At 32.9% G+C, this 13,115-nt stretch carries 13 protein-coding genes; 9 read left to right on the top strand and 4 right to left on the bottom strand.

Annotated features, from left to right (window positions below):
* The first annotated feature begins 18 nt into the window (after positions 1 to 18).
* Entirely contained in the window at positions 19 to 822 is an 804-nt protein-coding gene (locus tag GQR95_RS14575) for a 1-acyl-sn-glycerol-3-phosphate acyltransferase (RefSeq protein ID WP_159023846.1), read from the top strand.
* Between the two features lie 146 nt (positions 823 to 968).
* Here the strand turns inward: GQR95_RS14575 and GQR95_RS14570 are convergent, their stop codons facing one another.
* Together GQR95_RS14570 and GQR95_RS14565 are read right to left on the bottom strand one after the other, a co-directional pair.
* Positions 969 to 1,613, bottom strand: coding sequence for a hypothetical protein (locus GQR95_RS14570; protein WP_159023845.1), 645 nt, complete (start codon positions 1,611 to 1,613; stop codon positions 969 to 971).
* Between the two features lie 4 nt (positions 1,614 to 1,617).
* Entirely contained in the window at positions 1,618 to 2,112 is a 495-nt protein-coding gene (locus tag GQR95_RS14565; RefSeq protein ID WP_159023844.1) for an RNA polymerase sigma factor, read from the bottom strand.
* A 565-nt stretch (positions 2,113 to 2,677) separates the two neighbouring features.
* Here GQR95_RS14565 and GQR95_RS14560 point away from each other — a divergent pair.
* The 5 genes from GQR95_RS14560 (at position 2,678) to GQR95_RS14540 (ending at position 8,432) form a co-directional block, all read left to right on the top strand.
* Positions 2,678 to 4,840, top strand: coding sequence for a TonB-dependent receptor (locus GQR95_RS14560; RefSeq protein WP_159023843.1), 2,163 nt, complete (start codon positions 2,678 to 2,680; stop codon positions 4,838 to 4,840).
* A 432-nt stretch (positions 4,841 to 5,272) separates the two neighbouring features.
* Positions 5,273 to 5,896, top strand: coding sequence for a hypothetical protein (locus GQR95_RS14555; protein WP_159023842.1), 624 nt, complete (start codon positions 5,273 to 5,275; stop codon positions 5,894 to 5,896).
* A 10-nt stretch (positions 5,897 to 5,906) separates the two neighbouring features.
* The gene (locus tag GQR95_RS14550; RefSeq protein ID WP_159023841.1) at positions 5,907 to 7,241 is read left to right on the top strand and encodes a 2TM domain-containing protein; all 1,335 of its coding nucleotides are present in this window, start codon (positions 5,907 to 5,909) and stop codon (positions 7,239 to 7,241) included.
* On the top strand, positions 7,241 to 7,555 hold the full coding sequence (locus GQR95_RS14545) for a 2TM domain-containing protein (RefSeq protein ID WP_159023840.1): 315 nt from the start codon (positions 7,241 to 7,243) through the stop codon (positions 7,553 to 7,555). The genes GQR95_RS14550 and GQR95_RS14545 overlap by 1 nt, the downstream gene beginning before the upstream one ends.
* 121 nt (positions 7,556 to 7,676) lie before the next feature.
* Complete coding sequence (locus GQR95_RS14540; protein WP_159023839.1) at positions 7,677 to 8,432, top strand: LytTR family DNA-binding domain-containing protein; 756 nt, start codon at positions 7,677 to 7,679, stop codon at positions 8,430 to 8,432.
* A gap of 19 nt (positions 8,433 to 8,451) precedes the next feature.
* On the opposite strand, the gene GQR95_RS14535 is transcribed toward GQR95_RS14540, so the two are convergent.
* Positions 8,452 to 9,636 carry an LETM1-related biofilm-associated protein gene (locus GQR95_RS14535; protein WP_159023838.1) on the bottom strand — a complete coding sequence of 395 codons (1,185 nt, stop codon included), beginning with the start codon at positions 9,634 to 9,636 and terminating at the stop codon, positions 8,452 to 8,454.
* Positions 9,637 to 9,788: 152 nt separating this feature from the next.
* Here GQR95_RS14535 and GQR95_RS16970 point away from each other — a divergent pair, with 152 nt between their 5' ends.
* From GQR95_RS16970 to GQR95_RS14520, 3 genes are all read left to right on the top strand, one after another.
* Entirely contained in the window at positions 9,789 to 10,439 is a 651-nt protein-coding gene (locus GQR95_RS16970; RefSeq protein ID WP_159023837.1) for a DUF4331 family protein, read from the top strand.
* Positions 10,440 to 10,464: 25 nt separating this feature from the next.
* On the top strand, positions 10,465 to 11,025 hold the full coding sequence (locus GQR95_RS16965; RefSeq protein ID WP_159023836.1) for a DUF4331 family protein: 561 nt from the start codon (positions 10,465 to 10,467) through the stop codon (positions 11,023 to 11,025).
* Positions 11,026 to 11,094: 69 nt separating this feature from the next.
* Entirely contained in the window at positions 11,095 to 12,390 is a 1,296-nt protein-coding gene (locus GQR95_RS14520; RefSeq protein WP_159023835.1) for a lipopolysaccharide assembly protein LapB, read from the top strand.
* 174 nt (positions 12,391 to 12,564) lie between these two features.
* On the opposite strand, the gene GQR95_RS14515 is transcribed toward GQR95_RS14520, so the two are convergent.
* On the bottom strand, positions 12,565 to 12,957 hold the full coding sequence (locus GQR95_RS14515; protein ID WP_159023834.1) for a lysozyme inhibitor LprI family protein: 393 nt from the start codon (positions 12,955 to 12,957) through the stop codon (positions 12,565 to 12,567).
* Between the last annotated feature and the right edge of the window lie 158 nt (positions 12,958 to 13,115).

Here is a 13,115-nt window from a genome sequence, read left to right as displayed (position 1 = left end):
TAAAAAACGTAAAAAAACATGGGATTATTGAAGCGAAATCCTTTCGGACATATACTTTTATTCAAAAAATGGATTATTAGATTTCTAGGAATTCTAACGCATAGGCGCTTTAGAGGGTTTAATGAACTTCAAATTGAAGGATCAGAAATTCTTAAAGATTTGCCTAATAAAAATGTGCTTTTCATTTCTAATCACCAAACCTACTTTGCAGACGTTGTTGCGATGTTTCACGTATTTAATGCGAGTTTAAGTGGGCGAGAAGATTCAATAAAAAATATTGGTTACATCTGGCACCCAAAATTAAACTTGTATTATGTCGCTGCTAAAGAGACTATGAAAGCGGGTTTGTTACCTAAAATTTTTGCTTATGCAGGGTCTATAAGTATAGAACGTACTTGGAGATCTGAAGGTAAAGATGTGAATAGACAAGTTAAAATGAGTGATATTTCTAGTATTGCTAAAGCTTTAAAAGATGGTTGGGTTATTACATTTCCGCAAGGAACAACAACACCATTTAAACCTATTAGAAAAGGAACTGCTCACATTATAAAACGTTACGAGCCTATTGTAATTCCTGTCGTTATAGACGGTTTTAGACGTTCTTTTGATAAAAAGGGCTTACGTGTTAAGAAAAAGAATATTCTTCAATCTATGGAGATTAAAGCGCCTTTAGACATCGATTATAAGAATGATACCATTGATGATATTGTTGAAAAAATTGAATATTCTATAGAACAGCATCCTTCATTTTTAAAGGTACTTACTAAACAGCAAATTCAGGATATAGAAGAGCTAAATAAGAAAAGAAGATATCAATCGTAAATAAGTTTTGTACTTAAACGTAATAATACAGAAAAGGCTGTATAACTAGTTTTACTTAGTTATACAGCCTTTTTCTTTGAGGTTTATTTTGTAGGATATTGGTGTTAGGTAAGCTTGTATCTCTTATTAATTAGTGTTAACTAAAACTATAGATCCATTTTTTTAAGTTCCTTGTAATTACGATCTAATCGTTTTAGTAAGATTCCGTAAATCAGGGCATAAAACCCTAAAAGAATAGTTATTGTAATGGTTAAAATACCTGCAGTAATTAATATAATTTTAGAATAAAACATAAAGATGTGTCCACTTGCAGCTGCTTCGTGTGCGCGCTCCCCGAAGTTAGGATCTTGATTAAATTCTATTGCTAAAACTGCTACGGTAGATATAACTATAAATGCTAAATTAAAAACGACATATTGCTTTACGGTCTGTCTGGTTTTTAAAATGCTTTCCATCAGTTTTTTAGTGCTGTCTGTAGTCGATATTTTCTTGTAGTTTTTGTAAAACAAATAAAAGAAATAAAAGAGTATAATGTAACCAAGAACAGTTAATACATTTAAAACGGTTTCGGCATCGGTTCCTTTAAGCGCTTTCATGCTTTTATTATCCTTAATTCCAAAGGATATAATAGTCCAAAATATAAACTCTAATAAGCTAATTATAAAAATCCATTTCACGGTAGAAGAGGATTTCTTTAAATGCATAGTATATAGGTCATTATAAGACAGCTTCGGAAAATTCTGATTTTCCGGCTTATTCCAGTCTTTCTTTAAAAGATCTAATTCATCCATAGCTTTACGGATTTAAAATGGTTCTAAGTTTTGTTTTCACACGATTCATCTTCACTCTAGCATTTACTTCGCTAATTCCCATAGTTTCACTAATTTCTCTATAATTCTTATCTTCTAAATACAATAATACAAGGGCTTTTTCAATGTCGTTTAATTGTTTTACGGCACTGTAAAGCAGTTTTAATTGCTCTTCCTCGGTATCGTCATAATCTTCTGCTTTTATTTTAAATTGTACCGCATCAAAATCTTGTGTGGTAACTCTTCGTTTCGACTTTCTGTATAACGTAATAGCGGTGTTTAATCCAATACGATACATCCAGGTACTAAACTTTGCATCGCCACGAAACTTAGGGTATGCTTTCCAAAGTTGAATGGTAATTTCTTGAAATAAATCGTTGTGAGCATCATAGTCATTCGTGTACAAACGGCACACTTTATGTACGATGTTTTGGTGCTCCTCAAGCAATTCTAAAAAGTTATGTTCTTGGTCTTTGTTCAAGTCGAGAGGTTAGTTAAGATATTAGTGTCTTTTATATCGAAATTGTTACAATAGATTTTATTTTTTTGATTTAAAATGGTGTTTAAAAAAGTCTTTTATCGTCTGCTTTTTATCAGTTTTTGAAGTGAAATCACTCTGTTTTTAAATATGTTAAAGCTTAGTTGTATATTGTTTTTGTATTAAACTTATTATTTGTATTGTGTGTTTTATTGATTTGATTTTTAGATTTTTAACATGCAATCATAGATAATACTTATAGTGTTTTTTAAATGCATTTTTATATTTGTGAAGTCTGGTTTTTAAAGATGCAAAAAATAAACGAATTGTAAGTGTTTTGGGGATTAAAAAGTTGTTTGTTTTTAGTTGCTGTTAGTGTGTTATTTTGAGTTTAATTTAGACCTTTTGTGTTATTGATTGGTGAAATAGTTTGAATTTTTAAGATTCAATTTTACTAAAAAGAAGCAATTATTTCAATTCATCCTTAAAATATAACAGTTCAGTTTTCTTTAGTTTTCAAACCCTGTATTCTGTTTCATTTTTGTACTGCTAATTAAAACAATCAAACATGAAACAATTACAACATCTTCTAATTTTAGCTTGCTTGCTTACAATAAATATAGGGTTTTCTCAAACCTTAATTTCAGGTCGTGTTACAGATGCGAAACAAAATCCTATTGCTGGTGCGAATGTGTATATTGAAGGCTCTTACGATGGCGGAACTAGTGATGATTCAGGTGCATTTAGTTTTAAAACATCGGAAGTCGATGATCAGACCTTAATCGTATCTTTTTTAAGTTATGAAACGTATCGTAAAACTATGAATGTATCGGGTTTTCAGGATATAGTTGTTAAGCTTCGTGAAGATGTGAATGCGTTAGATGCAGTGGTGCTTTCGGCAGGAACCTTTTCAGCAGGAGATAATAGCAAGGTAAATGCATTGTCGTCTTTAGATGTGGTCACTACAGCAAGTGCGATGGGCGATTTTGTTGGCGCTTTTCAAACGTTGCCAGGAACGACAACGGTTGCCGAAGATGGACGATTGTTTGTTAGAGGAGGTGAAGCAGATGAAACTCAGATTTTTATTGATGGTATTCGTGTATTTACACCATATGCCCCAAGTGCTAATAATGTGCCGTCTAGAGGGCGGTATTCGCCATTTTTGTTTGATGGGATTACGTTTTCAACTGGAGGGTACTCAGCAGAATATGGTCAGGCGCTATCCAGTGTGTTGTTATTAAATACTATTGATGAGCCAGAACAAAACAAAACAGATATGAGTCTCATGACGGTTGGTGGAGCGCTAGGACATACCAAGAAATGGGGAAAAAGTGCGTTGAGTGTAAATGCATCATATATAAATTTGGCGCCTTATATGAAGCTGTTTCCGGATAGAAACGATTGGGATAAGCCTTATGAAAGTTTTTCTGGTGAAGCTGTTTATCGTAAAAAACTAAATAAAGGGTTGTTTAAACTGTATTCTGCATTTGAATATAGCCAGTTTGAATTGACTCAGGAAGATATCGATTATACAGATGGTGTGCATTATCAATTAAAAAACAAAAACTTGTATGTGAACTCTTCGTATCAAGGGAAGCTAAATTCAAATTGGTCTGTGTTTGCTGGCGCGAGTTACACTAATAACAATTCTGATGTAGATGTTATAGATGAAACGATAGATAATACTGAGCATTCTATTCATGCGAAATTTAGATTGAAATACAAGTTCAATAATCGATTTAAACTGAACTTTGGGACAGAGTATTTTGGGACTAATTTCAGTGAAACTTACGCGTCTGATGTTGTCGATTCTGAGTCTTACGGATTCGATAATAACATCGCAGCAGCATTCATAGAAGCAGATATGGTCTTCACTAGAAAGCTCGCTTTAAAAGCAGGAATTAGAGCAGAATACAGTGCGCTTTTTAAAGCTTTTGAAGTGGCACCTCGTGTGTCGTTGGCTTATAAAACTTCAGCTAAAAGTCAAGTGTCTTTAGCGTATGGTTCGTTTTACCAAAATCCGAATAATGACATTTTAAAATTTAATCAAAATATTGATTCAGAAGAAACTAGTCATTATATATTAAATTATCAGTTTAATGTAAATGGACGCTTGTTTAGAGCTGAAGCTTATTATAAAGACTATACAAATTTAGTGAAATACGATACGGAATATTCTGATTTTACTAGTGAGTTTAATAATAACGGGTACGGTTATGCGAAAGGTGTTGACTTGTTTTTTAGAGACTCTAAAACGCTTAAGTATTTCGATTATTGGGTAAGCTATTCTTACTTAGATACCGAACGCGATTATAAGAATTATCCAACCGCTGCACAGCCAAATTTTGCTAATACACACAACTTATCCGTAGTCGGAAAATATTGGGTAGACGATTGGAAAAGTCAGATTGGTTTAAGTTACAGTTTAGCTTCTGGACGTACCTACACCAATCCAAACGAAACAGGGTTTCTAAATCAGAAAACTAAAACCTATAATAACTTAAGTCTGAATTGGGCATATTTAATAAGTCCTCAAAAAATCTTATATGCAGCTGTAAGCAATGCACTCGATTTTAAAAACGTGAATGGCTACCAATATGCAAGCACACCAAATAGTAATGGCGTGTATAACAGGCGTGCTTTAAAACCAGCTGCAGATCAGTTCTTCTTTATTGGTTTCTTCTGGACAATTAGTGATAATGGTACCGATAATCAATTAGATAATTTATAAGCTAGATTGTAAGAGTTTTAGTTTAAAAGAATCGAATATAAAGTGTTCTGTTCTCATGTCTTTAACGCTTATGTTTTTGAGGTGTTCGTCCTATCGAAAATTTATCGAAAAATTTGACGTCAAAGCATCGCAAAATTTCAAGCTGTTTGAGCTGATTCAATCGTTTCAAATTACTGGATTTTGTAGCGAGTTCTTGAAATTTAGATAAAGATTTGTAAGCCTAGATTTTTTTGCTTGGCCCGTCCAGAGCGTAGACGAAGGGTTTTTTTATCGATGAAAAAAATGAACGTATAGCGTGTTTAGGGTAAAAAGATCTTAAAATATAATCCTTTACAGTTCATCATACTAAAACAACAGTTCAGTATTTCGCTTTTTAAAAACCAAGCGTTTACATAGATATTTGTTCTATAACAATTAATAAACCAAAACAATATGAAACATTTAATTCTTTTAGTCGTGCTTTTCGTGAATGTAGTAGCTAACGCACAATCCGATTTTGAAACAGGCATGCAAAAGGCTTTTGCTTTATGGCAAGAAAACAATACTACAGAAGCAGAACAACTTTTCGAGCGTATTGCAACAGCAGAACCCGACCAATGGTTACCAAACTACTATGTGGCACAATTAAACAGTTTAAAGAGTTGGGGAGAGAAAGACGCCACAGTGCTTAAAGCCAATTTAGATAAGGCACAAGCGTATTTAAACACTGCGGAAGGTATTAGTGCTAATAATGCAGATATGATGGTGCTACAGGCTCAGATTTACACCAATTGGGTGGCGTTCGACGGGATGACTTACGGTATGAAGTATTCGGCAAAAATCACAGAGTTATATGCTAAAGCCAATGCGATTGCTCCAGAAAACCCAATGGTTGTTTTAAGTAAAGCAGAATGGGGCATGGGAAGTGCCAAGTACTTTGGGCAGGATACAGCGCCGTTCTGTAAAGATATCGCACATGCATTGGAACTTTTTGTTAACTTTAAACCAGAAACACCATTTCATCCGCTTTGGGGAGAAGATCGCGCTAAGCAGGTTTTAGCTTCATGTGAAAAATAAGAATAAAAATATGATTAAATCAGTAAAAAGTTTAGCAATTACATTTGGATTAGGGTGTGTGGTTTACCTGATTGTAAACTTGTGGTTTAACGGATTTAATTATAATTCGATTAATGATTTCTTTATAGATTTTACCTTTCACCAACTGTATGCTTTTGTATTGGGATATTCTAATATGGCTTTTTTCGATTTTTTATCGAAGCGCCCATGGAAAAATAGTCAACACCTTTTAAGACTGGGCGTAGGTTTTCTAGGTGCATCAGTAATAACAATTATTGGATTGTTTATTATTCATGGGTTTACCAAAATGGTGTATCAAGGACGCTCGTTTAATGAGTTTGTTGCAACCGAAAGGGTTTCAGATTATGTTTTTGGCTTCTTGATAACGATTAGTATCGTAACCGTTTTTCATATTGTATATTATTACAATGCCTATCAGCAGAATAAACTTAAAGAGCAAAAGGTTATTGCGGGCACGGCAAGTGCACAATTCGAGAGTTTAAAAAATCAGATCGATCCACATTTTTTATTCAACAGTTTAAATGTATTAACCTCTTTAATTGAAGAAAATCCACATAGCGCACAACGGTTTACAGTGTCTTTATCTAAAATTTACCGTTATGTGTTGGAACAAAAAGATAAAGAATTAGTTACGGTAGAGGAAGAATTAAAGTTTGCAAAAACATATATGAATTTGCTTAAAATGCGATTCGAAAACAGTATCGTTTTTCATTTACCAGAAAACTACGATAATCCAGAGGCTAAAGTGGTGCCTTTATCCTTACAGTTGTTGTTGGAAAATACTATAAAGCACAACACGGTAAGCGAGCAAAAACCATTAGAAATTACCATAACAATAGAAGACAATGTCTTAGTTGTTAAGAATAATTTACAAAAGAAAGAGGTTTTACAAACCAGAAAAGGAGTAGGGTTACAAAATATTGTAAATCGCTACTCCATATTAACTAACAGAAACGTATTGGTAGACGAAACCCAAACATATTTCGCGGTAAAATTACCAATACTTACAAAACGTATAGCCATAATGGAAACACCAAAACATAATTATAACGAACAAGATGCGTATTATCGTGCAAAGAAACGCGTAGAAGAGATTAAAGGATTTTACGGAAATTTAGTATCCTACTGTGTTGTCATTCCATTTTTAATATTTATTAATTACCAGACCTTCTGGGGACACCAATGGTTTTGGTACCCGATGTTAGGTTGGGGAATGGGGCTTATCATTCACGGGTTTTCTGTATTCGGCTATGGAAAATCTTGGGAAGAGCGTAAAATAGAAGCTATTTTAAAGGAAGAAAAACAACAAAAAAAATGGAACTAATGGAAAATTCATACTTCGAACAAGAACGCTACGAACGCGCTAAAAAACGAGTTAAACGCATTAGTGGTTTTTACAGACATGCTTTAGTATATGTAGTTGTTAATTTACTACTCGTATTTATAAATATTAAAAATTTGGATCCAGGAGAAACTTACTTTCAATGGCAAAATTTTATAACCTTAGGATCTTGGGGTATTGGTTTGTTTGCTCATGGTGTGTCTGTATTTTTACCAACTCTAGTTATTGGAAAAAATTGGGAAGACGAGAAAATTAAGGAACTTATGAATAAGGAGAAAAACCATAAATGGGAATAATTTGGGCGTGTTTTTCCGCTAAGGCTCCAAAACCGCGCTTTCCGCGCTACACGGTAGCTTGCTGCAATCGCTCACGCAGTACTAACCCACATTCAGTTTAATATTAGAAATTTTACCACTTATGAAAGTCATTATTATAGAAGACGAAAAACCATCTGCAAGGCGTTTACAGCGTATGTTAGCGCAGTTAAACCTGGAAGCCGATGTGATGTTACATTCTGTTGAAGAATCGATAACATGGTTTCAAAATAATGAACATCCGGAACTTATCTTTTTAGATATTCAGTTAAGTGATGGTTTGTCTTTCGAGATTTTTGAAAGTGTAGCTATTAAGTCGGCTATAATCTTTACTACGGCTTACGATGAATATGCGCTAAAAGCATTCAAACTAAACAGTATAGATTATTTACTAAAACCTATAGACGAAGACGATTTAGAGCAAGCGGTAGCGAAGTACAAATCTAGAATCCCAAAACAAGAACAAGTGGTTCTCGATTTTAACGAAATCAAGAATTTACTGGTTAATCCTTTAGATCGTCAATACAAAAAACGATTCTCTGTACAAGTTGGTCAGCATTTAAAACTTATTAATAGTGACGATGTCGAGTGCTTTTACAGCGAAAACAAAGGGACGTATTTGCATACCAATTCAGGGCGAAACTATCTTTTAAATTCAACATTAGATCAGTTAGAACAAGAATTAGAGCCTAATGCATTCTTTAGAATAAATAGAAAATTTATAGTCAATATAAATGCCATTCACGATATGGTGAATTACACCAATTCGCGATTAGAAATAAAACTAAATTCCTATAAAGACGATCAGGTTATTGTAGCCAGAGAACGTGTAAAAACGTTTAAGGATTGGTTAGAATAGTGTTTGCTTGAAATACCTTTTAAACGTTGTCGTCTTCCACAATACGGTTATCATCAAAAGCAGATGGCAATAGTTTAGGGATAAACTTAATAACTATAGGTAATAAAATTGCACCACCAGGAAGTAGGAATATTGCTAAACTCGGAATGCTTTTAAAAATATCTAAAAGTTGTTCGTTAACCTTTTTTTGTTCTTCAGCAGTTAAATCCCGAACGGTAGATTTAGAGAGTAAAATCATTAACTCTTTACTATCTCGTAATTCTTGTAATAACCTATTACTATTTCTCATAATTAGTTTACTTACCATTTGCGAAGACCTGTTGTAAAAACTCTTTACAACATTCTTAGCACTTAATAATGGTATTTTATCACGATTGGTGTTAAAAAATAGGTTAATGGAGTTTAAAGATTCATTTCGTTCTTTATCATTTATTTGTAGAGTTTTACTTAGGTTTTCTAGAAATTCAGCTTCAGTAGGTTCTATCCAAGCATCACTCCATGCTGCCATACAGGCAATATCTAAATAGTATAAGTTATGGTTTAGTGTTTTTGCATTGTCTATAGCTTCTTTGTACGTTAATTGTCCAACTTGCTCGTAACGTAAAGACGACTGGAATAATTCTATTAAACTTTTATCGTAATCACTTTTTTCAGACTTTAAGTTTAAAGCTTCAAGAACTATGGTAATTATAGTAGACTCTAAAGTCTCTAAGTAGGCTTTAGTTATCGATTTATGTTCTAAGAAATGATCGTAAGCAATAATGTCTATGTACAATAAAACATTAGTAATATAATGGTTAAAGTTTTTAGAGATTACGTTTTCGTGTATCTGAATACGTTTATGCATTATTTTTTCAACTAAAGCTTCTGCAGAATCTCGTCCTAAAAGATCGCCTAAGAACGAGGTTTTATTTTCGTTTATAGCGGTGTAAAAATCAATAATACTTTCAAAAAGATCTGTTTTGGTACCGCTAGTTTTGTGCGTATTAATAAAAGCTAAACATAAATTCACTTTACAGAGTTCTTCTTCTGTAAAATCTGGATTAACAATATAGTCGTTTACCACCTTAACATTATATCCATATATAAACCCAGAGTATCTAAAAGACTTGTAGAAGTCGTAATCAGACGGATTGTCAAATAAGGTTTTATTGGATAACTCTTTAATTAGTTTTTTTATCCAACCGTTAGCCGATGGGTTCATAGGGTTTAGTCTTAGTCTTACAAATGTAGTTTTTAAAGCTCAAAATCTCAATTTTTTTAACGTTAACATAATTTTAACAAAACCACACTTTTCTTTTTTTCGTAGGTATGTGTGAGAGTCTAATAAATCATTAACTAAAAATCTCAACTATTATGAAAAAAATGAAAATTATTTTAGGAATCGGAGCTTTATCAGTAGCAGGTTTCTTTATGGTAGCAGCCGATCATATTGATGCTCCAGCAGTAAAAGGTGGTACAAGCGATATTACAGATTTCTATGCCTTTCAAGGTGAAGATACAGACAATATCGTTTTTGTAGCTAATGTACAAGGGTTATTAAGTCCAGCAGTTTCTGCAGATGCAATGTTTGACGAGAGTACTTTAATTGAAATTAACATCGATACAAACGATGATAAAATTGAAGACTACGTTATTCAGGCCATTCCTCGCGATGGCGTTATGTATTTCTTCGGACCAGTAAAACCAACCACAACAGGATTAAGTAGTGCTATTGAAACTACAGGAACAACTTCTATGGTAGATATTTCTGCTTACGGTGGTACAGCAATTATTGAAAACAGTAACGACATGAAATTCTTTGCAGGACCAAGAGACGATCCGTTTTTTATGGATTTCGCACAATTCACTGAAATTATTGCAGGAAACGCTACAAGTTTTAACGAAGTTGGAAGCGACACATTTGCAGGAACTAACGTAATGTCTGTAGTGGTAGAAGTACCAAAAAGCATGATTGGTGGTTCAGGTACAATAAATACTTGGGTAGAATCTAAAACAAAACAATAATTAACTAATTGAAAAACATACAGATATGAAAACTTTAAAATATACACTATTAGCAGTGGGCGTTTCATTATTAGCCTTTAACTGTTCAAGCGACGACGATAATAATATGACAATAGATCCGGTAGAAACTGATTTTTCAGGAACCTACATGCAAGCGGATCAAATGGGGAGACCAGCCATTAATACTGTGTTTGTGTCATCGGTATCGAAAGATGACTTTAACGTAGCTATTCCTTCAGAACAAGGTGCGGCATTTCAAACTATGTTTCAAACTAATTTAGAAGGTTTAAGTCCAGCTTACGCTATGGAAGGTGACACAAATGCATTAGGATTAGATGCCGAAACATTTACAAATGTATTGGCTACAGACGTTTTAACAGTGTCTTTAGACGGAACAACTACATTTTACGATGGTACAAATGTATTAACAGGAAGAGCATTGGCAGACGATGTAATTACTGTTGAATTGTTATTGATTTTTGGAGGTGAAGATTTTACCGAAAATCCAGGATTATCTAACGATAATGTAGATGCTAACGATAAAGCATTTTTAACCTCTTTTCCTTACCTAGCTTCTGCTTGGTAATTTAAATTAAGCACTAGGGTAACATGCTATTTATCCTAGTGTTTTATAATATTAAAAACACTCAATATCATGAAAACTACACAACATCTTACACTTTTGGTATTTGCATTACTTTGTTTTAGTTGTAATACCAAAACAACAAAAAAAATAGCTCAAACGAGCGACTATAACACCTATGTAGAAACAGTAGACAAAAAAGCGTTGCTAACTTTAGAAGCTGATTATGCGTTTTGGAACGGTAAGTTAAGCGAAAACCCCAATCAGTTTCCATACCTACTAAAGAAAGCAGCGTCTTTGTCTTCTATGTTTAAAATTACAGGAGATATTGATTATTTAATTGAAGCAGAAAAAGATTTAATACTAGCCAATACGCGTACACATTATGCTAAATCTGGTTATTTAAGAGCCTTGGCAAGAAATTATATTTCGCAACACCGTTTTAAAGAAGCTTTGGGATTACTTGAAAAATCTGAAACCATTGGCGAACATTTAAAAGGCACACAAAATATGCTTTTCGATGTGTATTTAGAATTAGGAAATACTGAAAAAGCTAAAGTGTATTTAAATAAAATTCAGGATTTTAATGATTTCGATTATGTCATTCGTTTAGCAAAATGGCAAGATCATGAAGGAAATTTAGAAGCAGCTATTAAATATATGGAAAAAGCCCTAGCTATGGCAGAGTCTTCTAAAAATCCAGGATCAAGACAATGGATTTATACAAACATCGCAGATTTTTACGGGCACGATGGACAAATAGAAAAGTCTTACCAATATTATTTAAAGACTTTAGAATTAGATCCTTCAGATGCTTATGCGAAAAAAGGAATTGCATGGATTGTGTATTCTAACGATAAAAATCCAGAAGAAGCTATGCGTATTTTAAATGGGGTTACAGCATATCATAAAACCCCAGATTACGAACTTTTAAAAGCAGAAATTGCTGAATATATGCAAGATGATGCCTCTAAGTCTAATCATTTAAATGCGTATTTAAAAGCTGTGAAAAATAAAAAATATGGCGATATGTATAATGCCTACAATACAATAGTATACACAGACGATTTAGAAAGTTTTGATTCGGCTTTAAAATTAGCACAGAAAGAAGTACAAAACAGACCAACAGCACACTCTTACGATTTGCTTGCTTGGAGTTATTATAAAAAAGGGGAGTCTAAAAAAGCTTTAGATATTATAGAAACACATGTAAAAGGAAAAAGTTCTGAACCTTCAATTTTATTACATGTTGCTCAGATTTACAAAGACAATGGTAAAATACAGGAAGCCAAAATCCTGAAAAAAGAATTGTTAGCAGCGTCTTACGAATTAGGACCTGTAACGACACAACGTATTAAAAATATTTAAGATATAAAGAAAGTTTTGTTGGTGGTTTTTTTATTGAGTGAAAGCGTTTGTTATGAAAATAACAAGCGCTTTTTGTTTATAGTAATGTGTTTTATTTGTTTTACGACAATAATTTTTATTTAGAATTATTCTCAAAATTGAGACTTAATCTTATTTTATCTATTAATTTATTTCTTAAATAATTTTAACAGAACCATTACAAGTATCACCTTCTTCAATTCCTGTAACCCAAACATTCAGCGTTTCAATTCGTTTGTCTGTTAGCGCTTTTAAATAAAGTGCTCTACAAGTTGGTTGAATAGAACCGTACATTTTTTCTGGGTAATTAGGATATTTCATTTCCATTTCGGCATCTCGGAATTGGATCCATAATCGTTGAGATTTTTTTAAATTCTCTATAAAAAGCGTGTCCGTTTTATACTCTGACAATATGGTTTTATAGACTTCATTTAATTGTTTGTCAGATGCATTATATTCTAAATATGAATCTTTATTCATTTCTGCTTGCGTTTGCGAAAAAGAACTTAAATTATAAGTAAGAAATAATATAATAAGTATTTTTTTCATTTTCAATGTCTAGTCCTGAAATATGGCTACAGGTTAAAATTGAATTTAGGCTGATAATTGATAAACCATATTTGGTGTTTTATAATCTAAAGATAACTGTAATCTGATTTCTCTGTATAGACTAATTGTGTTTTTTACAGCTCTTTTTGTGTGTTATT

The sequence above is a fragment of the Formosa sp. L2A11 genome (assembly GCF_009796865.1).
Lineage (GTDB): Bacteria > Bacteroidota > Bacteroidia > Flavobacteriales > Flavobacteriaceae > Formosa.
The sequence above is the reverse complement of the archived record's forward strand: the minus strand, read 5'-3'. Positions and strand labels throughout refer to the sequence as shown.

Coding starts and splice junctions, on each gene's coding strand:
- GQR95_RS14540 (WP_159023839.1), top strand. CDS start 7,677: ATGAAAGTCATTATTATAGAAGACGAAAAACCATCTGCAAGGCGTTTA.
- GQR95_RS14575 (WP_159023846.1), top strand. CDS start 19: ATGGGATTATTGAAGCGAAATCCTTTCGGACATATACTTTTATTCAAA.
- GQR95_RS14545 (WP_159023840.1), top strand. CDS start 7,241: ATGGAAAATTCATACTTCGAACAAGAACGCTACGAACGCGCTAAAAAA.
- GQR95_RS16965 (WP_159023836.1), top strand. CDS start 10,465: ATGAAAACTTTAAAATATACACTATTAGCAGTGGGCGTTTCATTATTA.
- GQR95_RS14535 (WP_159023838.1), bottom strand. CDS start 9,636: ATGAACCCATCGGCTAACGGTTGGATAAAAAAACTAATTAAAGAGTTA.
- GQR95_RS14550 (WP_159023841.1), top strand. CDS start 5,907: ATGATTAAATCAGTAAAAAGTTTAGCAATTACATTTGGATTAGGGTGT.
- GQR95_RS16970 (WP_159023837.1), top strand. CDS start 9,789: ATGAAAAAAATGAAAATTATTTTAGGAATCGGAGCTTTATCAGTAGCA.
- GQR95_RS14570 (WP_159023845.1), bottom strand. CDS start 1,613: ATGGATGAATTAGATCTTTTAAAGAAAGACTGGAATAAGCCGGAAAAT.
- GQR95_RS14520 (WP_159023835.1), top strand. CDS start 11,095: ATGAAAACTACACAACATCTTACACTTTTGGTATTTGCATTACTTTGT.
- GQR95_RS14555 (WP_159023842.1), top strand. CDS start 5,273: ATGAAACATTTAATTCTTTTAGTCGTGCTTTTCGTGAATGTAGTAGCT.
- GQR95_RS14560 (WP_159023843.1), top strand. CDS start 2,678: ATGAAACAATTACAACATCTTCTAATTTTAGCTTGCTTGCTTACAATA.
- GQR95_RS14515 (WP_159023834.1), bottom strand. CDS start 12,957: ATGAAAAAAATACTTATTATATTATTTCTTACTTATAATTTAAGTTCT.